This window comes from Paenibacillus endophyticus (genome assembly GCF_014192395.1).
GTDB classification, from domain to species: Bacteria; Bacillota; Bacilli; order Paenibacillales; family Paenibacillaceae; genus Pristimantibacillus; species Pristimantibacillus endophyticus.
In genome coordinates, this window is the sequence record NZ_JACHXW010000002.1 from 13190 (window position 1) to 38958 (window position 25769).

The 25769-nt window shown below is 45.2% G+C and carries 19 protein-coding genes; 8 read left to right on the plus strand and 11 right to left on the minus strand.

Annotated elements, in window-relative coordinates:
- Positions 1–13 precede the first annotated feature (13 nt).
- On the plus strand, positions 14–1411 hold the full coding sequence (locus FHS16_RS02780; RefSeq protein ID WP_221226244.1) for an MFS transporter: 1398 nt from the start codon (positions 14–16) through the stop codon (positions 1409–1411).
- Positions 1412–1594: 183 nt separating this feature from the next.
- Here FHS16_RS02780 and ilvB read toward each other — a convergent pair whose 3' ends face one another.
- From ilvB to FHS16_RS02800, 4 genes are all read right to left on the minus strand, one after another.
- Positions 1595–3331: a biosynthetic-type acetolactate synthase large subunit gene (gene ilvB / locus FHS16_RS02785; protein ID WP_183558602.1), complete on the minus strand. Its 1737-nt coding sequence runs from the start codon at positions 3329–3331 to the stop codon at positions 1595–1597.
- 1124 nt (positions 3332–4455) lie between these two features.
- On the minus strand, positions 4456–5058 hold the full coding sequence (locus FHS16_RS02790) for a GNAT family N-acetyltransferase (protein WP_183558605.1): 603 nt from the start codon (positions 5056–5058) through the stop codon (positions 4456–4458).
- A gap of 7 nt (positions 5059–5065) precedes the next feature.
- Complete coding sequence (locus tag FHS16_RS02795) at positions 5066–5677, minus strand: TetR/AcrR family transcriptional regulator (RefSeq protein WP_183558608.1); 612 nt, start codon at positions 5675–5677, stop codon at positions 5066–5068.
- A gap of 168 nt (positions 5678–5845) precedes the next feature.
- The gene (locus FHS16_RS02800; RefSeq protein ID WP_183558611.1) at positions 5846–6985 is read right to left on the minus strand and encodes a zinc-dependent alcohol dehydrogenase; all 1140 of its coding nucleotides are present in this window, start codon (positions 6983–6985) and stop codon (positions 5846–5848) included.
- Between the two features lie 164 nt (positions 6986–7149).
- On the opposite strand from FHS16_RS02800, the gene FHS16_RS02805 reads away from it, so the two are divergent.
- Positions 7150–7392 carry a WGxxGxxG family protein gene (locus FHS16_RS02805; RefSeq protein WP_246431572.1) on the plus strand — a complete coding sequence of 81 codons (243 nt, stop codon included), beginning with the start codon at positions 7150–7152 and terminating at the stop codon, positions 7390–7392.
- A 112-nt stretch (positions 7393–7504) separates the two neighbouring features.
- Here FHS16_RS02805 and FHS16_RS02810 read toward each other — a convergent pair whose 3' ends face one another.
- On the minus strand, positions 7505–7666 hold the full coding sequence (locus FHS16_RS02810) for a hypothetical protein (protein ID WP_183558613.1): 162 nt from the start codon (positions 7664–7666) through the stop codon (positions 7505–7507).
- A 389-nt stretch (positions 7667–8055) separates the two neighbouring features.
- On the opposite strand from FHS16_RS02810, the gene FHS16_RS02815 reads away from it, so the two are divergent.
- Entirely contained in the window at positions 8056–9393 is a 1338-nt protein-coding gene (locus FHS16_RS02815) for an amino acid permease (RefSeq protein WP_183558616.1), read from the plus strand.
- Here FHS16_RS02815 and FHS16_RS02820 read toward each other — a convergent pair.
- Positions 9390–10013 (minus strand): LysE family translocator, encoded by a 624-nt coding sequence (locus FHS16_RS02820; RefSeq protein ID WP_183558619.1) that lies wholly within the window; start codon positions 10011–10013, stop codon positions 9390–9392. The genes FHS16_RS02815 and FHS16_RS02820 overlap by 4 nt on opposite strands.
- A gap of 288 nt (positions 10014–10301) precedes the next feature.
- Between FHS16_RS02820 and FHS16_RS02825 the strand changes: the two genes are divergently transcribed.
- The 4 genes from FHS16_RS02825 (at position 10302) to FHS16_RS02840 (ending at position 14328) form a co-directional block, all read left to right on the plus strand.
- Positions 10302–10646 (plus strand): AMP-dependent synthetase and ligase, encoded by a 345-nt coding sequence (locus tag FHS16_RS02825; RefSeq protein WP_183558622.1) that lies wholly within the window; start codon positions 10302–10304, stop codon positions 10644–10646.
- Between the two features lie 22 nt (positions 10647–10668).
- Entirely contained in the window at positions 10669–11523 is an 855-nt protein-coding gene (locus FHS16_RS02830; RefSeq protein WP_183558625.1) for a manganese catalase family protein, read from the plus strand.
- Positions 11524–11628: 105 nt separating this feature from the next.
- Entirely contained in the window at positions 11629–13308 is a 1680-nt protein-coding gene (locus tag FHS16_RS02835; RefSeq protein ID WP_183558628.1) for a ribonuclease J, read from the plus strand.
- Positions 13309–13530: 222 nt separating this feature from the next.
- On the plus strand, positions 13531–14328 hold the full coding sequence (locus tag FHS16_RS02840; protein ID WP_183558632.1) for a DUF2935 domain-containing protein: 798 nt from the start codon (positions 13531–13533) through the stop codon (positions 14326–14328).
- Positions 14329–14768: 440 nt separating this feature from the next.
- On the opposite strand, the gene FHS16_RS02845 is transcribed toward FHS16_RS02840, so the two are convergent.
- From FHS16_RS02845 to FHS16_RS02855, 3 genes are all read right to left on the minus strand, one after another.
- A complete protein-coding gene (locus FHS16_RS02845) occupies positions 14769–16304 on the minus strand; it encodes an extracellular solute-binding protein (RefSeq protein ID WP_183558635.1) in 1536 nt (511 codons plus the stop codon).
- A gap of 195 nt (positions 16305–16499) precedes the next feature.
- Positions 16500–18713 carry a helix-turn-helix domain-containing protein gene (locus tag FHS16_RS02850; protein ID WP_183558638.1) on the minus strand — a complete coding sequence of 738 codons (2214 nt, stop codon included), beginning with the start codon at positions 18711–18713 and terminating at the stop codon, positions 16500–16502.
- A 342-nt stretch (positions 18714–19055) separates the two neighbouring features.
- A complete protein-coding gene (locus FHS16_RS02855; RefSeq protein WP_183558641.1) occupies positions 19056–19925 on the minus strand; it encodes an AraC family transcriptional regulator in 870 nt (289 codons plus the stop codon).
- A 151-nt stretch (positions 19926–20076) separates the two neighbouring features.
- On the opposite strand from FHS16_RS02855, the gene FHS16_RS02860 reads away from it, so the two are divergent.
- On the plus strand, positions 20077–22731 hold the full coding sequence (locus FHS16_RS02860; RefSeq protein ID WP_183558644.1) for a family 78 glycoside hydrolase catalytic domain: 2655 nt from the start codon (positions 20077–20079) through the stop codon (positions 22729–22731).
- A gap of 113 nt (positions 22732–22844) precedes the next feature.
- On the opposite strand, the gene FHS16_RS02865 is transcribed toward FHS16_RS02860, so the two are convergent.
- Both FHS16_RS02865 and FHS16_RS02870 read right to left on the minus strand, forming a co-directional pair.
- A complete protein-coding gene (locus tag FHS16_RS02865; protein WP_183558646.1) occupies positions 22845–23858 on the minus strand; it encodes a M14 family zinc carboxypeptidase in 1014 nt (337 codons plus the stop codon).
- 221 nt (positions 23859–24079) lie between these two features.
- Positions 24080–25750, minus strand: coding sequence for a DUF4091 domain-containing protein (locus tag FHS16_RS02870; protein WP_183558648.1), 1671 nt, complete (start codon positions 25748–25750; stop codon positions 24080–24082).
- Positions 25751–25769 lie beyond the last annotated feature (19 nt).

Consider the following 25769-nt stretch of genomic DNA (forward strand, 5'->3'; position numbering starts at 1 on the left):
TTCAGTTGAAAGGATGATTATTATCAATAAGTCTAAACAAATCATGTTAGCCATTATCATTGCATGCCAGCTTATGATTGTACTCGACGCTTCCATCATGGTAACGGCCTTGCCTGAGATTGGCCGCACCCTTCATCTCACTACAGCCCATTTAAGCTGGGTGCAAAATGCGTATATTTTAGCTTTTGGCGGACTCATGCTGCTTGGTGCACGGGCGGGGGATATTTGGGGGCGAAGGAGAATGTTCAGCGTTGGGATTGCTTTGTTTACATTGGCTTCTATTTTAGTTGGCATCGCTCAATCAGCTGAATTTTTGTTCATTACCCGTGCGTTGCAAGGCATTGCCGCAGCGATTGCAACCCCCTCCACACTCGCATTATTATCGGTGACCTTTATAGAACCGAAGGAACGCACCAAAGCAATCGCGTTATACAGTGCTGTAGCAGGAGCAGGCGGCAGTATCGGCCTTATTCTTGGAGGAATCCTGACCGATCTCATTTCTTGGCGGGTAGGCATGTTTCTCAACGTCCCTATTGGAATTGCTTTGCTCTTCATGGTTCCGCGCTTTTTGCCGGAAACGGAAAAAAATACAGGGCATTTTGATTTAATGGGAGCAATGACTTCCGTTTTTGGAATAACCGCACTGGTGTATGGTTTTGTTCAGGCAGCAGCAAATGGATGGGCACAATTGCAGACCGTGCTTTCACTTAGCATTGGGGTTGTATTGTTAGTCGCATTCGTGTTTATCGAGGCTCGTGCGAAACAACCGATTACACCGCTGCGTTTGTTTGCGAGCCGCAGGCGATCGGGTGCCTATCTCGGAAGGTTTTTATTTGTTAGCGGTAATTTTTCTGTATTTTTTTTCCTGCCACAGTTTTTGCAGAACGTGCTTGGTTTCACTTCGTTTGAATCCGGGCTGGCATTTCTGCCTTTCACAGCTGTTCAATTTGGGATGATGTATCTTATGCCATCGCTAATCGCGCGTTTTGGAAATTTAAAGGTGCTGGTCGTCGGCCTGATAATTGCGATTATGGGTACAAGCTGGCTAAGCCAAATCTCAACAGATTCTCAATTTTTTCCGCAAATTTTTCTACCTTTGATGGTCATGGGTATCGGCGCTGGAACGGTCTTTCTTCCATTAACAACGATTGGACTATCTGGTGTAGATTCACGTGATTCAGGCGCTGCTTCCGGTCTTATCAATGTTGCTCATCAAACAGGAAGCTCATTGGGTATAGCCATTCTTATCACTGTCTTTGAAGCAGCTAGACTGTCAACAGTATTGCCTTCCAAGCAAGATTTTGCTCACGCTAGTTCTGTGGTCATAGTGGGTTCAACAGCCTTTATTGCCGCTTCCCTCGTAGTCGTGCTATTCTGTTTTCTCCCAAAACGTGGCGCGGTCAAAGAATAAGCCCAGAGAGCTGCTTGATATAGATTATTGCAAAAAAGACGATTTTCCATTCGTTTCCTGAATGGAAAATCGTCTTTAATTTTATTTTTCCAAATGGAAAGTTGCGCCTTCATAATAGGAGTGCTAAAGTTATTTGGTCCTATATCAATGACCGAAGAACGGAAAGTGTCAACCGTTTCTTCATCATTCGAAATCCCCCATTATCAACTGATCCAATGTCGTCCCGCCGAGAACCATGGGATATACATTTTCTTCTCTTGGCACAACAAACTCAACAAGCACAGGTCCAGGTGTCTCCAAAGCCTCTTGCCATATATGGTGCGCCTCTGCTTTAGTGCTTGCTCTTAATCCCTTAACTCCGTAGGCTTCAGCTAGTTTTACGAAATCGGGACTGCCAGCAAGATCGATTTGACTATAACGACTTTCGTAAATGATTTCCTGCTGCTGTCTAACCATGCCTAACACTTGATTGTTAATTACGACAATTTTGACAGGAATATTGTTAATAGCGCAAATCGCCATCTCTTGAGCGCACATCTGCATACCTCCGTCACCGTTTATAGAAATAACGAGACGGTTTGGATTTCCTACCTGGGCACCTATAGCAGAGGGGAATCCGAATCCCATTGTTCCGGAACCACCGGAAGTTACCAGTGAACGTGAATGATTAAATTTATAAAATTGTGCAACCCACATTTGATGCTGACCTACATCAGTGGTTATAATCGCATTCCCTCGTGTTGTCGAATTGATCATTTCCAGAACATATTGCGGTTTAAGCTCCGTTTCGGAGTCTTTATACCGTAATGGATACATGGACTTGTTTTCTTGAATATTACTGATCCAATGATTTGATTTGGAAGGCTTAGCTTTCGTATTTGCATATCCTAGTACAGCTTTTATATCTCCTACACATGCAATATCTGTTTTGATGATCTTGCCAATTTCTGCTGGATCAATATCGATGTGGGCAATCCATTTGGCATTTGGAGCGAAGCCATCGACTTTCATTGTGACCCGGTCATCAAATCGTGATCCAATTGAAATGATAAGATCAGCGTTTTGAATTGCCATATTCGCCGTATACGTGCCATGATGACCTAACATGCCTAACCACAAATCATGAGCACTTGGGAAGCCGCCTAAACCGAGCAATGTGGTCGTCACCGGAATTTTTGTTTTATTCACGAATTTCAGCAGCTCATCTGATGCATTAGAATATACCACCCCACCACCAGCTATAATGACCGGCTTTTCTGATTCTGCAATAGCCTGAATCAACTTATCTATCTCCGTTGGGTCAGGATTTGGAGTTGCACTGTAACCCTGTAACTGTAAATTTAGTTTGTTTGATGGATCATAATACATTTTATGATTTGACACGTCTTTAGGAATGTCGATTAATACCGGACCTTTCCTTCCAGTGCTTGCAATATAAAATGCTTCATGGATGATGCGCGGCAGGTCATGAACGTCACGTACTGAGTAGCTGTGTTTGGTTATTGGCATTGTAATACTAATAATGTCTGCTTCCTGAAATGCATCCGTACCAATAACTGTTGTTGGAACGTTACCTGTAATAATCACAAGCGGTACAGAATCCATATAAGCCGTTGCAATTCCAGTAACTAAGTTAGTCGCTCCTGGTCCGGAGGTGGCGATGCATACTCCTGTCTTTCCTGTTGATCGAGCATATCCGTCCGCCGCATGGATAGCACCTTGTTCGTGGCGAGTCAAAATGTGTTTGAAATCCGGATTATTTACCATTGCATCATAGATGTAAAGGACATTTCCTCCTGGGTACCCAAATACGCATTCCGTACCTTCCATTAGCAAGCAGCGTAAAAGGACCTCCGATCCTGTTATTAAATCCTGAGAACTTTGATCTGTCTTGTTCGTGAACATAGATACTTCTTCCATTTGAATTCCTCCTTAAATATAAATAACCCCTCTCATCCTCAGTCGACAGAAAATAACTGTCGTAACTAAAGGGACGAAAGGGGAAAGATTTTCGTGGTACCACCCTGATTTGCCAAGAACCTTACGGTTCCAGCCTCATGAGGTAAGGTTTCCCTTACCTGCAGCACGATAACGTGTGCCATTCCGTTTGAGCCTACTCATCGAATCAAGTTTCAATTCAACTTTCGATCAAAAGCTCCGAGACGACATCATACAAAGGGATTATGGCAAAGGTTTCAGCGTTTCCTTTGCTCTCTGGGCATAAGAGCCTTCCTATTTTTTTCTCTTCATCGCTTTTATATGTTTAAAATAAATAACCCCTCTCATCCTCAGTCGACAGAAAACAGCTGTCGTAACTGAAGGGACGAAAGGGGAAGATTTTCGTGGTACCACCCTGATTTGCCAAGAACCTTACGGTTCCAGCCTCATGAGGTAAGGTTTCCCTTACCTGCAGCACGATAACGTGTGCCATTCCGTTTGAGCCTACTCATCGAATCAAATCCCAATTCAACTTTCGATCAACAGCTCCGAGACGACATCATACAAAGGGATTATGGCAAAGGTTTCAGCGTTTCCTTTGCTCTCTGGGCATAAGAGCCTTCCTATTTTTTTCTCTTCATCGCTTTTATATATTTAAAATAAATAACCCCTCTCATCCTCAGTCGACAGAAAACAGCAGTCGTAACTGAAGGGACGAAAGGGGAAAGATTTTCGTGGTACCACCCTGATTTGCCAAGAACCTTACGGTTCCAGCCTCTTGAGGTAAGGTTTCCCTTACCTGCAGCACGATAACGTGTGCCATTCCGTTTGAGCCTACTCATCGAACCAATTCTCGATTCAACTTTCGATCAAAAGCTCCGAGACGACATCATACAAAGGGATTATGGCAAAGGTTTCAGCGTTTCCTTTGCTCTCTGGACATAAGAGCCTTTATATTTTTTTCTCTTCAACGCAGATTATGATGGATAATACATTAGCACAATGCCTGCTCTTTTTCAAATGATTTATTGCAGTAATCTGTCCGTTAGCCTAATGAGAATCCTTCATTTTAGAAGTCTAGCATCTGGTCTAACGTAATCGCTTTTCTAATCCGCATGTTTCGAATATCTCAATGCTACAAGGTAATTGATCCCGATTTTCTTTGCCCGTTTAATTGGTATTTGCTTGCGTTTGTATTCTTCAAAACCTAATTTATAATAGAGCTTTATGGCTGGAATATTGGTATCGGCGACTTCTTCAATCACATAAGTATCATAGGGTGTATGCTCAAGGATATGACGAATCATTTGCGAAGCAACGCCTTGTCCCCTGAATTCGGCGGCCGTCCCTACAAATTCAATGGAGCCTACATTAGGAGAAGGATGAACAACGATCGTTTCAAATTCTTTTTTCAAGAAAACACCAGCCATCGTACCTCTATACAAGCCTAAATGTGTGCGAAGTTCCTTTTTATCCAGTTTAACCGAAAGTGAAGTACCATCCGTACAAGCAGCCATTCCAACCACTTGCCCCTCGTATAACGCTACATAAAATTGGTCCAAAACGAACATATGGGCGAACGCTGCTGCAATTCTTTTCGGATCCTTAGAGAAATAACCCAGCCACTGTGTGAATCCCTCTGCGAATATTTCGGATATTCCTTGCCTCACATCACATTCAGCTTGATCGGCTCTAACCACGTTTATCATGACAGGCTCACTTCCTTTCCTTCAACAGAAATGCGGTGAGGAGAGATGGAGAGGGCATGGTAAAGTTGCTCTTCAGTAATACTTTCATCTGAGCTAAACCCTGAATCGATGCATAAAAAAGGGAAGCCATTTCCTGCGCATCACCCGAGTAAAACTCTCCAAGCTGCTGCCCCTTGCGAATGAGTTCTGCCGTAGAATCAAGCAGCTTGGCATTTACCTGGAGGATCTCTTCATAATGTTCTGAGGCTGTGGCAGCTCCAGCTAATAGTGATTGATTAATAAGGATCAGTAAATGAGCTAGTTCCTCCCCGTTGATCATGTCCGTGTAGACTTCGTCGACAAACTGTGCCAATAACATTCGGGGGGACTGATCGGATTCAAAGAAAGTAATATTGCGTTTCAATCCTTCGACCGCGTAGGCAACCAATTCATTAAATAACTGATCCTTCGTTTTGTAATGACGATAAAGCAGCCCAATGCTAACGCCAGCCGTATCCGCGATATCTTGAACATTCGTCAAGCCGAAACCTTGATGAGCAAATAACTGCATTGCAGCTGAATGGATTTTTTTCCTAGTGGCATTGCGCATTTCCTCAAACTGTTCCTTGCTGCGCGGCAAACCATTCGCCCCTTTTTAATGAATGAATTTTCACTCATTATATAATATGAAGTGTGGAATTACAATATTCAACTCCAGCTAGTGAAATCTGCCCCTATCGTTCAATTAAATTCTTAATATGAATAAACAATCAAAACCCGACCTCACGAGGTCGGGTTTCTCCTACAATCATGGTTTTAGGACTACCTTGATACATTCATCCTCATGGTCATTGAATATTTGATAGGCATCGCTTGCCCTATCTAACGGAATGCGATGCGTAATGATTTCCGTGGGGTCAAATTCTCCTGCGGTAATCTTTTCAAAAAGCAACGGCATATAATGGATGACCGGAGCTTGCCCCATCTTCAAGGTAATGTTTCTTTCAAAAATATTACCGAGGGGAAACATGTTATACAAAGAACCATAGACCCCGGTAAGTTGGATTGTACCGAACTTCCTGACTGCCTTGAGAGCAATTTGAATCGCGCTGAGGGTGCCGCCTTGCAGCTTTAACTTCTGTTCAATGGCTTCAATAACAGACTTTTTGCCATCCATACCAACAGCATCAATGACTACTTCCGCTCCACCTTGCGTAATTTCTTTGATATATTCACCCATATCATCATGCTCTTCAAAGTTATACGTTTCAACATGGTTCATCTGTTTGGCGCGATTCAATCGATATGTAAGGTTATCTATCGCAATAACTCTTTTCGCACCCTTCATCCATGCAAATTTCTGCGTCATTAAACCGATCGGTCCGCAACCGAGAACAACAACGGTATCGCCACTCTTTACACCGGAATTTTCTACACTCCAATAAGCAGTTGGCAGAACATCTGACATGAAGAGCAAAGCTTCATCTTCTAGCTCACAGGACTTTGGAATTACAAAGGGCATGAAATTCCCATAAGGCACATGCAGAAATTCTGCTTGTCCACCCGGATAATTCCCGTATCGTTCCGTAAAACCAAAATAGCCGCCGGTATCTATGGCAGGATTTAAATTTGAGTTGTCACACTGGCTTTCTTGATCATGCTTGCAATAGTGGCAAGACCCACATGAAATATTAAATGGCAGGACGACGCGGTCACCCTTTTTAACTTTGGTCACTTCCGGGCCAACTTCTTCTACGATACCCATAGGCTCATGACCGATGACATAATCTTTGTGAGTGGGCAATGCACCTTGATAGATATGAAGATCAGACCCACATATCGCAGTGGAAGTGATCCGGACTATAATATCATCTTTCTTCTTGATTGACGGGTCTTCAACCTCCTTCACCTGGATATCTTTTATACCCTGAAATGTAACTGCCTTCATAAATCACCCTCCTACTTAGAACGTAATGGACATACTTTACCCATTAGTAAAAAAAGTTACTCTTGTTATACGCTTGAAAATGGCACTAACATTTGCGTATAAATTTTCGAATGGCAACAAAAAATAAAGTTGTTTAACACTCTAAAAATGATTGGAGCATGTACATGAGGAAATTAATAATAGTAATTGGATTCATCGGCTGTTTGATGATGTGCTCTGCTGTACCGGCATCTGCTGATAAAATGGATCGATCCAACAACGGAACAACGATGAACGCAAACAACTACAGAACCAATGCAACTGCAGATGATGATGGTTTCGATTGGGGTTGGCTCGGTCTTTTAGGTCTTCTGGGCTTAGCTGGCGCCAGAAACCGTGCTCATGATCGTGACCGCGAACGTGCATAACGCTTGGCCTATCAAAGTGGTGGATTAATGAATGGTTCAACGAAAAAACAGCAGCCGATTATCTTTCGGCTGCTGTTTTTGTCGAGCAACAGGAACAAACTTCTGCTGACTATTATTCTTTTTCACTTAGAAACTCGTTTTGCACAGCATCACCATTGGGATTATTATTCTTAATCTGGCTTAAACGCCCATTGCGAAATTCGCCGCCATTCACTTTATTCTGGCGCTGTCCATTATTATCGGTACGATCATGCTTGTTGTTTTTATTTTCCATTTTTCAATGCCTCCTTTCCGTAAAACGTTACATCTAGATTGTGTATTTCGAAAAGAATTATACAATTCATGGATTTGTTTCATATTGAGGTTGATATCCTATTTGCTATCCATATCATTAGAACAAATTTATGTTTATGCGCTAAGTTTAATATTCTTCCACTATTTACTCGATTTACAGATGTATGATTCCATACCTAATTAGTTAAAGTAGATGCATTGCAGATGCTTATCACATTTGCATTCAACGCTGAAGTTTATGAAAAACTATTGAAACAGAAAATACCGGTAGAAAAACAGGGTCAATTGAAGAATAACTAACCGCAGCAAAAAACGTCATTCGATTGAATGACGATATTCCCATTACATATAAACAAGGGGTCACAAAGCATGAATGATTCAGCGGCAGAACAGCCAAAAGAAACAGAAAAGAAGAAAGGCAACATGTCATGGTGGCAGCTAACCTTATTCGGGTTAGGAACAACAACCGGAACTGGATTTTTGCTGGGATCTAGTTTAGCTATCGAAAAAAGCGGATTTTCGGTTATTATCAATTTCATCCTTGCTGCTGCTGGAACTTTTTTAGTTTTTCAAGCGTTGGCGAAAATGTTCGCAGAGCACTCGGAGAAGGGTTCATTCCGAACTTATTCCAAACAAGCTTTTGGTCATTGGGCAGGTTTCAGCCATGGATGGGTTTATTGGTCCTCCGAAATGCTCATCCTCGGCAGCCAATTGACAGCAATCGGTTTATTCACGAAGTTTTGGTTTCCAGATATACCATTGTGGATTTTAACAAGTGGTTACGCAGCTCTTGGCGTTGGGGTCGTCTTACTTGGTTCCGCTTGGTTTGAGAAAACCGTTAATATGCTGGCCATCGTCAAGTTGGCAGCTATTATTATGTTTATCATCTTAGCCTGCCTCGTTATACCAGGTGTACTTGGTTCTGATAATGCGCATATGCATACGCCTAAAAACTTTCAAGATGTTTTCAAGGGCGGTGCGATGGGGCTATGGACAAGTTTAATCTATGTCTTTTTTTGTTTTTCCGGTATTGAAGTCATGGGGATAATGGCAGCAGAACTGAAGAACCCTCAAGACGCCCCTAAATCCGGTCGATTCATGGTTATTACGATAACATTGCTTTTTATTGTCTCGATAGGTCTAGTCATGTTAGTTACACCAATCGAGCAAATTACGACTCAGGAGAGTCCGTTCGTATCTGCATTAAAGGATTTAAACTATCACATTTTGGTCCATATATTTAATGGCGTACTGATAATAGCGGGGTTCTCAGGACTGGTTGCGTCCCTTTATTCCGTTACACTCGTCATGTCGATGATCGCAGATGAGGGAGATGCGCCGAAACTGTTTGGCAAAAAAACAAAGAAACGCCATTTCCCTTATGGTTCCCTTGGATTAACGATAACGGGAATGATCATTTCGATCACCATTGCGTTGCTGCTGCCCAATAAAGTATACGAATATATCACGACTGCAGGCGGACTCATGCTCTTATATACATGGCTGTATATTTTATGCGCATCGCATAAGTTGTTGAAGCTGAGTGCGTGGGGACGGGGACAAACCTATATTGCAATTGGGCTTCTGTTTGCTGCAGTTGTAGGTACGTTGTTCGATCAAATAACCAGACCTGGCTTCTTCATCAGTCTTGGGTTCGTGACAATCATCGGTACTGTAACCTTCTTCTTGCGGAAGCGATGGAATTAAAAAAATAATTCTTTAATCGCCTGCCATTCAAAGTAAATGCCAAATAAAATTAAGCATATGCCCGCTAAGCGAGAGATCAACATAAGAATGCCTTCATGCAAAAACTTTTGAAAGATGCTGGAGAGCGAAGCTAAGGCAACATCCCATATCATTAGTCCGATGAATATCCCAGAACTATACAGCAGCAGCTCCAATGTACCATATTGTTCAGCTGTTTTGGCAAGAATAGACCCGTATATGCCAAGCCAGAATAATATGCTGATTGGATTTGAGAAAGTCATGAAAAAGCCTGAATAAAAGGATTTGGCGTGCGACTCCAAGGAGCGTTTCTCCGAAATGGACAACTTCTTTTTTTTAAAACTCTCCACCCCTGTATAAATAAGTATAAAGCCGCCAAACAGCCATAGAAAAGTTTTAGCGAACGGCGTGTCCAAGAAATGAGCAAGACCGAAATAAATAAGAAGCATGAATATGGCGTCAGCAGCCATTGCTCCTAAACCGATCAGCCAAGCATGAAAAAAACCATGTTTAATACCTTTTTCAAGCTGCGCCGCATTGACCGGACCAATAGGAGCTGCCAATGATATTCCGAGTAAAATATAACTTATAAAAATGTTCATTAACGGCGGACACCCCTTAAAGTGGATATAGGATACTTGTACATCCTATGGGGAACTTGTCTGCACTAGAACATTCTGAACCTAAAGTAAACTTATAATATTTAGGAGTAATCATTATAAAATAAAAATTACTTTTAAAATTAGTCAGCCAAGCCTATTTAAAGGTTGCTTGCGGGGTAATCTGGATGGGCTATAAAAATTTGCTCAATAAAAATGAATATTCTATCTTCCATTAAGACAATCTAATCAGGTCAAAAAAATCCAACATATTCAACAGGAGGCATTCAATTGAACCAGTTTCAGTCCAACAATCAGATTTCGCAACAACTTGCTCATGCTGAACAGCTTATCCAGCAATTGGTGAATCAAACCCAGCAGGCATCAGGTCAATACCAACAATTGCTAACCCAAGAACTTAATAATGCCAAAGCGCTTGAACAAATTGCGCAGCGTGAACAGCAAGCCGCTCAAATCATACAAACAGCACTGCAAGGCCATCAAACAGCTCTACAGCAATTACAACAAATTGCAAACATCTGTAACCAAGTGTCCCAGTCCTCCCATTCACAAATCCCAGCGTTTTCAACGATGAACAATCAACAACCTCAAGGATTTAACAACTATTCGCATTAATGACTAGGAATGAGGGAATAGCTTGTATTTCTATAAAGAGGATTTAATTAATCAAATTGTTGTAGACAAACCGGATCCGGCCGCTGCAAAAGTACTTCAGGAAACGCTCGGCGGTCAGTTTGGCGAAATGCGCACCATGATGCAATATTTCTTCCAGAGCAGCAATTTCCGCGGAAAAGCAACACAGTATCGGGATTTAATCCGCGGTGTGTTTCTTGAAGAAATTAGTCACGTTGAACTCGTTCAGCATACGATTAACCAGTTACTGAACGGCTCAGGCGTGGAGCAGCCTGGTAATGCAGGAGCGGATGCTGCCCCTCTCGATGAAGCAGTAAAGCATGCCAATCCACATCATTACATAGTAGGTGCACAAAGCTCACTACCAGTAGATGCTGCTGGTAATCCATGGCTTGGCAATTACGTGTATAACCACGGCAATTTAATCAGTGACTTACTAGACAATGTCGTGCTTGAATCTACCGGAGTTCTTCAAAAATCTCGTATTTATGAAATGAGCTCCAATCAAACGTTCCGTGAGACGTTAGCGTTTCTCATGGTACGAGATAACTCACATCAAAATGCATTTGCTAAAGCATTAGAGACGCTTGGCGTTGATTGGGGCAACCTGTTTCCAATCCCAAATTATGACATTGATAAATATCCAGAATGTCGGAAGTATGTAGAGTTGGGCTATCATAACGCTCAATTCAACTTCCGTATGGATTCAACAAGGATAGGCGAAATATTTAGTGGTCAAACGCCAAGCAGGAATGAAGGAGAGTTAAAGGTGATTCCACCACCAGATGGTTTCCCTCTACCTTATCTTCCAGATCTTCCGAGTGAACATAGTCCAGGTCTTTACGATTTAAATGCTTAGATTCTAGAATGAAAGCTGCTTCCAGATAGGAAAAACCCTGTTGAAAAGCAGGGTTTTTTCCTTTTCCTTATAGCCATCCATTAATGATGCGGAGGTTTGTCGTAGATGAATAATATAGAGCTGAATAAGCTATCCATTTTTGCCCTTGGCGGCGTATACGAAATCGGCAAGAATATGTATGTCATCCAATACGCTGACGACATCATTGTCATTGACTGCGGCTCTAAATTTCCGGATGAGAGTCTGCCCGGCATAGATCTAATCGTCCCTGACATATCATATTTGATAGAGAATCAAGAAAAAGTACGCGCATTAGTGATCACTCACGGACATGAAGACCATATAGGCGGAATTCCTTATATATTGAAACAGCTGAATATTCCCGTATATGGAACTCGCCTTACACTCGGCTTAGTCAAAGGAAAGCTAAAAGAACATCGTCTCAAAGGAACTGTATTTCATGAAATTAAAACAGACTCATTTATTGAGCTTGGAAGAAGCTTTCAGCTTTCTTTTTTCCGCACAAACCATAGCATTCCAGACTGTGTTGGTATCGCATTGCAGACGCCAGAAGGTACGGTTGTTCATACGGGAGACTTTAAATTTGATTTATCCCCTTCAAATAAACAATTCCCGGACATTCATAGGATGGCGAAAATAGGTGAAGCCGGAGTACTTGTTTTGTTATCCGAGAGCACGAACGCTGAGCGGCCAGGCTTCACTCCTTCTGAACGATTGGTAGGCGAAAAAATTACAGATGCTTTCCAGAAAGCAACAAATAAAATATTTCTATCCACCTTTGCTTCCAATATCAATCGCTTGCAGCAGGTTGTAGATGCTGCCATTCTAACAAACCGCAAGCTCCTGCTGCTTGGTCGCAGCATGATCAACGTGGTAACGATTGCTCAGGAGCTTGGTTACATCCACATTCCCGATGGCATGCTCGTTGAATCCAAAGAGGCCAATCAGCTCCCGAGGGAAAAAGTTGCGGTATTATGTACGGGAAGTCAGGGTGAACCGATGGCTGCACTCTCACGTCTCGCCAGCTCCACCTATCCACATACAGAAATTTCTTCTGGCGATACCGTCATTCTCGCGTCATCACCCATTCCAGGGAATGAAAAGAACGTTGCAAGCATGCTAGACCATCTCTATATGCTAGGGGCTCATGTCATTCATGGATCAGGCGTAGCGACAGGCATGCATGTGTCCGGTCACGGCAGCCAAGAAGAGCTTAAACTCATGCTTACGCTAATGAAACCAACTTATTTCATCCCTATCCACGGAGAATATCGCATGTTATTCCAGCATCGCTTACTTGCGGAGTCTGTTGGGGTAGAGAAGGATAATATATATATTATGAATAACGGAGACGTCCTTGACCTATCTGGAAATCATGTACAACAAACGCGTAAAGTTACCGCCGGCAATACTCTTGTCGATGGTTTGGGCATTGGCGACATCGGGAACATTGTATTACGCGATCGAAAACATCTTGCCGAGGATGGCATCCTGGTTGTTGTTGTCACACTAAGTCGTCTAGAAGGCACCATTCTATCCGGACCTGATATTATTAGCCGAGGTTTTGTATATGTTAGAGAATCCGAAGCTTTATTAGGCGAAGTAGGTCGACTTGTGCTGAAAACCATTGCTGATTTACAGGAAAGTGGAAACGACGGCAAATGGTCTATTTTAAAACATCGTATTAAGGAATCTACAAGCAAGCTGCTTTATGCAAAAACAAAAAGACGGCCCATGGTTTTACCAATTATCATTGAAGTGTAGTAATGTATTCTCGAAAATTCAAACCCCATTGCTTCATTCTGAGGAATGGTATTATCCCCTTTAAGTAATCACTCAAAAAAACCTCATGTTGTTACATGAAGGTAGAGTGATCCTTGGTGGGGATATTTTTATTGCTAAACAGTGCAGGTTTTTTCATATCCCAGTGTTTACTGTCATATAAATACACTTATGGCTTTCATATAAAGTGAGAGGAGTTAGCCTATGGAAGAACAAGCGTTATTTGAGCATCGCTTCTGGCTGCAAATTTTAGGTGACCATTCTCGATTTATCTTTAATGCTCTGTCGCCAAAAGAAATTGATGTTCATATGGCTCAGGCCTATATTCACCGATTCGATAAATTGCTTGAGTTCTCAAGACAAACCGACGCCTCCATCCATTTATCTCAACTAAACAAACAAGCATATGAAGCAACTTCTGATTTACGGGAGTTTAAATTATCACTTTTGGATCGATTGTTACTTGGCCAGGTTCAAATCGGAATGACCCCTACATTTATTAACCATATGGTTAATGAACTGGAAGAATATTCAAAAATACTTAACGCCTTATTAGCAGGAAATCCTGTTCCGCATTTCTCGTCCTTACATCATGATTTATTGTGGTTGCCTGATGCAGCAGGTCATGCTGTTTCAATTGCAATGGATCTTGACAGTGTGGAAAAGAGATTGATCCATAAGAGTGTACAATTCGAGGAACACTTTAATTCCTTTTATTTGAAAGCAATTGAACTAACAGGGTACATGAGAACGATGCGTGATGTCTATCCCGCACTCTCCAAATTCCATTTGGATGTCAATATGGAGATGAGTATATTTATGTCTTTTTTAAAGGAAATTGAAGAGCTTGAATTGAGCAGTGAACTCCTTAGCCGCTTGAATCCGCTTATGCCAGACCATATGTATCGAGAAGAATGTTACTACTTGTTAAAACTTTCAGAATGTGGTGCTATTCCAGCACCTAATTGTAATCCGGATGCACCTAGAATCGTTATTAATTAAGCTTGGCTGATTACTATCGCGAGTTATTAGTTGATATTCTTTCTATTATTTCGTATGAATGATTTGGCGATTAGCCCATTCTATTATATAAAGCTGTCTACTATTTAATTAGACAGTCAGCTTCAGGCTGTCGAGAAAGCTCGACAGTCATTTTTATGCTCAAATAATTTAATACAACACCGCGTTAATAAGACAAAATCGTTATCATTAACTCTTCTAATCCACAGCCATCACCGTATGCCATCAGATGTAAGGCCGATAGTATGAACAGTTCCAGCCAATAGTGTTCGCCTAGAGCATTTTTGATAAAAATTCGTCTTTTTGGAAAGTACTAACATTGTAATGAAAAGTCAGGAGTTCATCTGCCCCTTTCGTTGAGAAAAAAGACAGGGCTGGTCCTGAACTTCATCCGTCTCCTCCAGCCCTTGCCCGAACTCAGGTTACTTGATGTTATTCTTCAAACGATCTAACGCAACTTGGTACGTGTCCATTACCTTCTGCGAACCGATTTTGCCCAGCTCTTCAACAAACGCATCCCATTGCGACATCGCCGTTTCACCGATTATGAATTCTGCTACGGATGACTCGTAATATTTGTTAAGCTGTTCTTCGATTGCCGAAATAGCATTTTTCTCTTCGTCCGTCAGCAGCGGCGTCACATTCATCGTCGGGAATTGATATTTCAACGACTCCATAAACGAATATTGCTCGTTTTCATTGCTTAAAGACAGCGAAGCCTCGAAGTCGGCATGTCCGTATGCAGCCGAAGTAAAGATGCCCAGCTCTTTCCGCAGATCGCTCGGCTCCTTGAATTGCGGCAGGAATTTACGATTGCCGTCTTCCATCGTGTACGTCTCCCCTTCTTTACCCCAGCTGAGAATATCCTTGCCTTTCTCGGAATAAATGAAATCGAGATAACGTAATGTGCCATCCAGATTATTGGTCTTAGAGGATACGGCAATGCCATAATCTTCGTAATCCGCCTTCTGAATGTACGCTTTGTCTCCATATCCAAGCGGAGGAGCCATAAATTTCAGATGGGCGCCGTTTTGAAGCTGGCTGTTCATAATTTCGATCTGACCGATATATTGAATCGTCATAAATGTTTTATCGGTGGCTACCTGCTGCGTCCAAGACTTATAATCCATGGACAAGAAGTCTTGCGGAATCAGCTTCTCCTGATAGAACTTGTTCAATTGTTCGATCATGACCTTAAAGCCGGGGTCAGTCACGCCGTACTTGATTTTCCCAGTATCCGGGGCTTCGTACATATACGGATAGACGCCGAATGCGGGACCGAATGCTCGCAAGGTGCCCATTCCGTGCCGGAACGTAAACGGATAGCTATTCGGATACAACTCTTTCAACTGCTTGGACGTTTCGTATAGTTCATCCCATGTGGTTGGAGGCTGAAGGTTATGCTTCGCGAAGACGTCGTCCCTGTAGAACCAGACCATAAGATTACCCGCGCCCGTTCCGTCGTTAAGTACATGGTACATTTCTCCGCCGGGCGATGTCATGCGCTGCGCGACTTCCGGCTTCGATTCCAGGTAGCTCTTGACATTAGGCATTTGATCCAGATGTTTGGATAAATCAATGAAAGCCCCTTGCGGACCGTATTTCTGTGCGTCACCAGGGAACACGGTGAATAGATCGGGCATGTCCCCTGAGGCGATCGCGAGCGCCAGCGATTCTGGCCCTGTCCACGTCTCTTGTTCAATGTTGATATTGGTTTCTTCCTTCACCCATTTCCAGACCGCCCAATCCGGCTTTGGCGGTGAAATCTCTTTTAGATCGGTCAGCAGCCGCAGTGTAACTTCCGGCGCAGTGCTAGGTGCCGCGCTCTCCTCCGCGCTTAGCGTACGTGATGAAGCATCAGTCGCGTTGCCTCCCGTACCGCCATCGCCTGAGCAACCCGCAATCATGGAAGCGATAAGAATGGCTCCGGCCGCTCTAATCATTTTGTTTCTATTCACTTTGAATGCACCGTCCTTTTTCAAATCATTTCCTTGATCCTCGCAAGTCCGATAGATTCGCTTTTAACAAGCGTAAACGGCTGAAGCCGTCCTCTGGCAGTTAAGCTTACGTTTCGCGTAGAAATATAGAGAAAGTTGGCGAAATGATATACTTTCCTATATTTCTAGAAAAAAAAGTTCCTTATCGGAACTTTATCAAGAGGTCGAATTTATCTGCTTCCGGTATTCGCTTGGCGTCATGCCCGTGTATTTCTTAAACATGCGGTTGAACGACGTAATGTTCTGATAGCCTACTTCTTTGGCGGCATTGTGAATTTTGATGTTGTTGTCGGCAAGCAGGCTGGTTGCCTTCGCAATTCGGGTTTCGTTTAGATAGTCCACGATGTTTTTACCGGTTTTTCCTTTAAAATAGGAAGACAGATAACCGCTGCTCATCTTCAGCTTCTCGGCCAGCACATCAAGATATATCTCCTCCGACAAATGTTCGTTGATATAATCGATCACGAAGGAGGTAACCTGGTGCTTCTCCTCCTTTTTCTCCTTGACCGTTTCCGCAGCCTTCGTGACCCAGCCCAGAAGCAGCTGCTCCAGTTCGCTTACGGTTACGCAGTTCTCGATTTTTTCCTCCGCCTTGATGAGAATGGCTACCAGCTTGTTGGTTTCCAGTCCGACAGAGATTAGCGTACTTTGAATTTTCACCTTCATAGACTCCGCGAACCGGTAGATGGCGGAAGCAGTCATATCCTTCCCCTGCCACTTTGCGAACTGCCGCTCCAGTAGAGCGGTAAGCTGCGGCAAATTGCCTTCTCTCAGATTCACTTCAAACTCTTTATCCTGATCGGAAGAGAACCCGATCGAAGCCGGAACCGAGACACGTTCCGCAATAATTTGCGTTTCCTTTACCAGTCGACGCTCCCCGATGAGACCTTGCGCTTCTTCGTACGCGACAGTGAGCTGTTCCGAGTCCGAATAAATAGAGGTGACCGCGATGGTGATGATCCCGTATTCCTTGTCATGATCGAATACCGCCTTCATTTTGCCGAGCAATCGGAAAAGTTCTGGCGTACGTTCGGCAAAAACCAGGCTCAAAATTTGATTCCGTTCAATCTGGAAGGTGAGGGAGTCCGGCTGTGCCGGTGTTAATTGACTATCGATATAGGTTCTTATATAGTAGAGCCACTTTTCGACCGATATTTGATTGTTCAACTTCCCTTGGTGGTACTGCACTTGAAACAACAGGAATACAAACGGCTTGTTCACGAATTCGAGACTTGTGCCGTCTACCTCGTGGCTGCGGATCGCTTTGAGTCGATTAATGAATCCGAGTTGCTTCCGCACAAGCTGTATACCGAGAATTTCATCGCTAATAATATTAAATTCGCTGATACTCGACCGGAAAGGCTGTTTCTCGTTCAAGGTTCGGATGGATTCAATAACCTTACGCAGCGGATTGTTGATCCTTACGGCGAATACGATAGCAATCAATAGGCTGAGAACAATGACTGTTACCATCATCGCTACCAGCGTCACATTAAGCCGAGTTTGGTAGGCGATCTGTTCGGCGGGCACGCGGTATACATACTGATACCCCGTTGTTTTCCCCGTCTTGCTGAAATAATATTTGCCGTCCTTCACGAATTCGCTGCGTCCGTCAGCCTTGAGATCATCATAGGAAAGAAAAGGCTCCCTCCCCTCGGTCTGGTATAATGTTTCTCCTCCGTCCCCGTAAACGATAAAATCATCGTGGATGCTTTGCTGGAATGCGTTATACATCCGGTCGGCGTCCAGAAAAACGATCATATACAGGTTATTATGCCATTCGTTCTTGAACAAATGGGGGATGCGGTTTCCAATCTGACGCGGTGAATCGCGGTACATATTGTTGATCATATGAGCGGACGGCAATAACCGAGTCGAATACGTGTTGTCAAATTGTTTTCTCCAGAACTCGAGAGGATACTCTTTGCTGGTATAGAACACGTTGAACATCGTAGCGGCGTCCGTGCTGGTCCCTTTTTCGATCACCAGATCATCCTTCTTCAAATAAAGCACGATGTTATCGATAAAGAGATACGGATTGCTTGAAAAGGTGGAGATTTCACGGATAATCTGCGGGATGCTGGTGAATTTCGGATTGCTTTGCAGCCGCTGAACGTCCTCGCTCAAGAAAAATTGAGACATTTGCTTTCTCACCAAATCCAAATGCTTTTCGTAACTGTTCATTGTGTTCTCGATCATTAGTGTGTTGTATTGGACAATGCCCTGTCTCACGTTCTTCTTGGACTCCGCGAGCGTATACAGGGTGAAAGAGCCTAGCAGCAGAATGATGCATAGAAATCCCGCGATGAGCCGAAGGAACAAGGAATTGGATTTTCGTCGAAAGAATAGAAGCGATTGTAATGGTTTCATGCTACCCCCACATTTTATATGGAATTTCCGCCTAATATTTTTCTCTCTGCTCTTAACCAATCTCGAGATGCTTATGAAAGACTAGTCGACTTTATCCTCCTGAATTTATGTATCCGCTTACAATATATTTTACTTCTTAATACTCATGATAGCCGCAAGGGTTTGCACTGTATATGCATAAAACGATTCCAAGCTCATTTTTTTTGATATCTGATCAAAAAAGTATTAGTTTCCACAAAAGAGACCAGTCGGCATGCACAAAAACCCAGTGTTTTTGGGGGAATCACACACGCACCAGCAGCGCCGTGAACTGTGCGCGCGTGTAACTTCCAGGAATATTCTTTACGTCAATATTTGCTTACGGTAACTGCCGGGAGTTTGTCCCACTACCCTCTTGAATAGGGCAATAAAGGAATTGACATCTCGGTACCCGACCGAGTCCGCGATCGCGGCAACCGTCCGGTCAGTGTTTCTAAGCTGCTCGCAGCTCATCCGGATGCGAACGCCTTGCAGATAGTGTTGAAAGGTTTGTGAGGTATGCTGCTTGAACAACCGCTGAAGCTGACGCTGACTCCATTGAAACGATTCAGTTAAATGAGAGAGGGTAAGCTCCTCCGCATAATGCCGCTCGATGTACCCAAGCACTTGAACGAATCGATCCGGTTTGCTCGGCATGCCTGAACTTTCGCGATGCTTCATCCTGTATATGGTAAGGATTACTTGAAGCAAGAGGCTGCGCAAATACGTGGAGGAGCCGCTCTGCGGCAGCTCGTATTCCCGGTACATCAATAGAAACAAGCTTTCAATGTCGGCTTGAACATCTGTGATGAGCTCGCAGGGAAACTCTTCTCGCTGCAGCTCCTTCATATAGACTGCGATGGGATCGTCAATCACAAAGGATAGCAAACTATCGATTAATCGGGGTCGAAAAATACAGTTATACACGACTAAAGGCTCCGTGACCACATCCGATGAGGCTGGCCGGAACACATGCGACACCCCGACAGGGATGACGAAAAGCTGACCTTTAGACACCGGGTGAACCTCATTCTCTATATAATGAAAGCCTCTCCCCTCTCCTACATATGCCAGCTCGATAAATTCATGTGTATGCTGGGACAGTTGAAAGGTTTCGGTCATCCGATTGATAGACAGCATCGCATCATCCGGCAAAAATCGGTCCGCCGAAAGCGTACGCTTCGATTTGTTCACAGCAAGGTCACCTGCTCCTATTCATGTCGTGTTTACCTAGATGAAATGTCCGTTTTGATGTGATGTTTCCATTAGAAACTCTCTTATAATTATAGTCGAATACCTGTCGAATGGGTAAATCAATCCTTTACAAGAAACGGATGTGATCCGCATGTCCAGCGTGACGAAGCTCCGATGCGAATACAAAGAAAACCCAATCGGAATTGATGTTCAAAAGCCGAGAATAAGCTGGCACATTCACTCCGAGTCGCGGGCGTGGCTGCAAGCGGCTTATCAGCTGCAGATTTCAATAGATTCGGATTGGGAGAATCCGATCATGGATTCCGGCAGAATAAACTCCAGCCAATCCGTCCACGTTGAAATAGGCGGCATCGTGCTCGCAAGCCGTCTGCGTTACGATTACCGCGTCCGTGTATGGAGCGAACAAGGCGAGGAAACGGACTGGTCCGAGACGGCCTACTGGGAAATGGGACTACTGGAAGCAGGCGAATGGCTTGCGGATTGGATTAGTCCGCCACTCGAAACGTTTCCTCCCGAATCCGAGGTTTGTCCTCTGATTCGGCGTGCTTTTCAGGTGGATAGAAAGGTGAAAAGCGCCCGCATCTATGCAACTGGACTTGGACTCTATGAGCTGTATGTGAATGGATGCAGAGCAGGCGATTGTTATTTCACTCCCGGCTGGACCAGCTACAATCATCAACTCCAATATCAGACTTACGACGTGACGGATCTATTGGCGAGCGGTTCCAACGCGATTGGCGCCATTCTGGGAAATGGTTGGTATAAGGGAGCCTTGACTGGCAGCCACAAAAGGAATGTATATGGAGACCGATCCGCTTTTCTTATGCAATTGCATATCCGTTATGAATCGAACGATGAAGAAGTCATCCTTGCAACGGACACGTCGTGGAAAGCTCGCGAAAGCGCCATTCGAATGTCCAGCATATATGATGGAGAGACGTATGACGCACGGCTTGAGATCGCAGATTGGTGCAATGGCCGATACGATGATGAGAGCTGGTTCGCGGTAGAAACGCCATCTCATCCCAAAAATATCCTTACCGCGCAACTAAACGAGCCGGTTCGGATCACCGATGAAATATTACCGATTAAGCTCCTCTCGACTCCGGGCGGGGAAACGGTACTGGATATGGGGCAAAATATGGTCGGTTGGGTCCGATTTACCATGAAGGGACAACCTGGCCAGGAAGTGATGCTGCAGCATGCCGAAGTGCTGGACCGTGAGGGGAATTTCTATACGGATAATCTGCGGAATGCGAAACAAACCATCCACTATACGCTGAGGGGCGGGGAAGCCGAAACATTCGAGCCCCACTTTACCTTCCAAGGCTTCCGGTTCGTGAAGCTGATCGGGTTCGGCGAGCCCATTCGGCTGGAGGACTTCACCGGGGTCGTGCTCCATTCCGATATGGAGCGAACGGGCGATTTTCGCTGCTCGGATCCGCTGGTCAACCAGCTGCAGCACAATATCCTATGGGGACAGAAGGGAAACTTTCTCGATGTGCCTACCGATTGTCCGCAGCGGGACGAGCGGCTCGGATGGACGGGAGATGCCCAGATGTTTATTCGTACTGCCGCTCATTTGATGAATGTAGCCCCGTTCTTCACAAAGTGGCTGCGTGACTTGGCCGCCGAGCAGCGTGAAGACGGCGGGGTCCCATTCGTTATTCCGCATGTGTTGAAGGAAACGAGCCACTCCTCCGCCGCTTGGGGAGACGCCGCAGTCATCTGTCCTTGGGTACTTTATCAATGTTATGGGGATAAGCGAATTCTCGAGCATCAATATGAAAGCATGAAGGCGTGGGTGGAGTATATTCGTCGACAAGGGGAAAACGAATACCTCTGGAATACCGGCTTCCACTTTGGCGACTGGCTCGGTCTTGATTCCAAGTCTGATTCGTACGTCGGCGCTACCGATCGCGAGTTAATCGCTACTGCCTTCTATGCACATTCGACTTCGCTGCTTGCCAAAACCGCGCACATCCTTGGAAAAACCGAAGATTCGGAACAATATGAAGCGCTGCGGAATCGCATCCGTGTCGCATTCCAGCAAGAATACGTCACGCCAAATGGCAGACTGGCCGTGCCGACACAAACTGCTCACGTCCTCGCGCTTATGTTTAATCTGGTGGAGAAAGCCGACAAGGAACGGACGGCGGGGAAGCTGGTGGAGCTGCTGCAAGAAACAGATTTTCACCTCACAACCGGCTTCGTCGGCACTCCTTATCTGAATCTCGTCCTCAGCGAGAACGGCCACTCAAATGCGGCGTACAAGCTGCTGCACCAGACCGACTATCCTTCGTGGCTGTATCAGGTGACGAAAGGCGCGACCACCATATGGGAGCATTGGGACGGAATCAAGCAGGACGGAAGCTTTTGGAGCATACACATGAATTCATTCAATCACTATGCTTACGGCGCTATAGGTGAATGGTTGTATCGTTATGTAGCCGGAATTGATCTAGATGAGGATGCGCCGGGATATAAGCATTTCCATATCCGCCCGCAGCCTCATGAAACCTTAACCTGGGCAGAAGCTTCGCTTGAATCCATGTATGGAGCCATCCATGCCAAGTGGCAGAGGTCGGATGAATCCGGTATGCGCATGACGGTCGTCATTCCCCCGAATACGACTGCTTCGTTACTGCTGCCGGGAGCGAAATATGCGAAGGTGCTTGAGAATGGAGAACCGTTGGAGCAATCTACTGGGATACGGGACGTTCGGCAGTCGGAGCAAGGCGTTTGTCTCATCGCGGGGTCAGGGAAATATCGGTTTACTTTCTAGCCAAATGGAGCCATGCACATCGCATGGCTCCATTTGGCTAGTTATTTGTCCAGACTCGGCCATCTTATCCGTTGCGTTAAAGCAACTTAGCCCCGGCTATGCAGTCTTCTCCGTTATTTCAAGCTGAACCGTAGCATTTCCTCAAATAGGACAAAATGGCTGTCTAGGATTTCATCAGGCGTCAGCTTCACTCCAGGACCATCGAGCCCCATATTCGACTCGAAGGTCATGCTCATTCCCCCGCAGACATGATGAATCGCGGTTGTCATATTGAACGAAGCAAACGGATAGCTCCCTTCATCCGTATAGACCAAATTTCGTTCCGCGAACGGAATTCCCTTCTCCGCATAGGCCTTTGCCATCATCCCATTAAAATCCTGATGTTTGTTCGCAATATACAATGGCAAATAAGGAATGGTCGTAAAATGAACCTCGCTATTCGCACCGCCATGCAGCAGAACGGAAAAATCGACAGCCTCCTCATCCGCGAGGGCAAGCAAAGCGCTTGTCTCCTTCGCCATCGGGGCAAAAAAATTGTCATGCATAATATTCACGCCATCATCGTTGAAATAGGAGCCCAGAAACTCCGAAGCCTCTTTAATGGGATGAACCGCCTTGCATTCCGGCCACTTGCATAACGTACCGTCCTTCCACGACCCCTGCATGTAATAGACAAATTTCTCGTACGGGACATCGATTAACGTATCAATCGGCAGTCTCGCCCGTCCGTCGGGATTCATGCAGGGAACGAGGAGCAGGCGGAATTGATGGGCATTCTCCGTAATATAATCATATCGTTTGCCCCGATAGTCTGACCCGGTTTCGAGTACATGCATGAGGTTCATAACCGCAGCGATCCCCTCCAGCTCGCCGCCATGTACGCCGCCTACAATAAGCAGCACGGGTTTCGCGTTCGCCTCTTTCTGCGCGTAGAACGCCGGGTTTCCGGCACCGCATGCGGAGCTGTAATTCGCTTGGCGTTTGAAATCTTCCTTCAGTCCGTATTCGGCAATAGGTATTGCTCTTCCGCCTGCCGAAGTTGCCAGTGTGCGGACAGTGCCTTTCGAGACATTCGCCATGCCTTCCCCAATTTCTTGCAGTTTGCTTTTCCAGAACGGTGCAACCACCTGCAACTCCTCCTCCTTCACACCTGCCAAGTTTCATCTTTTCATGGCTATAATACCCCTATTCACTTTAAACGGATATGATCGCAATCCAAACTCCCACAACTATTTTTGCGAATCTCGAAAAAAAGACCAATATCCATAAAAACGCCTATATGAATGAAGCCGTCATAACATCAACTATTGGAGAAGCAGTCCTCCTATAAAACTGAACTGCTTCCTCTTCAAGTGGCGATCAAGTCAATCCGTGCAGCAATCTCCGCATTAATCCGGCTGCGAATATGAATAAGCACATTTTCATCGCGCGGATATTCGCTGAAGGTTAGCGGGCATCGCCCGCCATCCTCCAGAATATCGAGGACAAGCTCACGGGACGCGATTCTCTCCAGCAGCTGCATGGCCCTCAAATCATTCAGCGCTTCCCGCATCACCTTCAATCGGATGGACATCACGGGTCTGCCGTTCTCTCCCGGGTATACGAGAAACGCATCGCCTGAAGGGAAGGCGCAGCCTGCATCGGTAACTGCGTAGGGATTAATCGGCTTGATCGAGAATTGGGAGTTCCAGAAGTTAAAGCCCCAATGTAGAAATCCTTCCATTCGGTATTTGTACAATTGGCCTGCAATGATACGGTTCCTCCTGCTGGGCATCGCCATAAACCGGTTGCTGACATCCTTATATTGGGCGCAGCAGTAATAGGTCCAAAGACGTGAAACCTGTCCTTCCAGAAACGGTTCGATGTGATTGGATGCCGGCACAGGCGTCTGGACCAAGCCTTCCTCGTAGAAGGCATACTCCGACAATGCGTCAAGCATGCGAAAGCCCAGTAGATGCGGCTGCACAATTTTCAGCGCTGCCCCGTAGGTATCCAACTGACTCATATTCGGCTCGTCCGAGATATGGAACCAGCATTTCTCCGCAATTCCCCATTCCCTCAGATTCCGTACAAGCTGCGGGAGGAAGCTTTCCAGGAATGACATGTATTCCGGACCTGTGGCCTCCGTATCCCAACCGAAAATTTGACGCTGCCCGGCTTTCGTCTCCGCCATAATCTTAGGTGCAGCTTTAGCGCCCCATTGCGTGAAGAGATGGGACATCTCGAAATATTCGATGCCTGCATGGCGGGACATATCAATGAACCGCTTCAAAGAAGAGAAATCGAATGTATAGCCATCCGCTGCATCCGTTACCTTTATGAGCTGTGTCGTTAACCGCTCGCCTCCCACTTTCGTATCGAGCGGCGGCGTGAAGAGAGGCGTAAGCAGCATATTCATGCCGTGCTCTACGGCTGTCACGATATAACTTTCCAACAGCTCCCAATACCGCTCTCCGAACGCCTCGATCCGATACCAAGCCGCTATGCCGTCGTAATGGAACCATTCGGTGTGGATCAGCTCCTGCTTGGGCAGTTCTGCATTCAACAGCTCCACGGTATGCTCCACGGATGCAAGCTCCCTGCCGTCGGGGTCACGGAACTCGACTCGAATTGAATACTTGCCGGCAGGAAGACCGCCGCGAGGGTCGAATTCCACCCATAAGCTGCGCCATTGGCAAGCAACCAGCCTGAGCGCACCGTGGCTCACCTCATATAGCGGATCGGGAAACAAGCCCGGCTGCTTGGTGATGAAATCATCATCCGACTGGGGATAAGCGGGCAGCTCGGATGGCACAAGTCCGATCTCATAGAGGCGGACGGTGCCGCCATAGTTATCTACAGCAGCCACGCCTATCGTCTGTGCGTTAAAGCCATCTTCCTCTGACTCCGCATACCAAGCGATCTGGAAGGAGAACGGTTCATTGCGCAGCGCCGTACCGATTGGTTCGCATGTTGGAGCAGGGTCCCGATCTAGGAACACTTTGTCCAGAGAGGACAGCTTCTTAGCCGTCAGCTTCATTGCAGCTCAACTCCTGTCT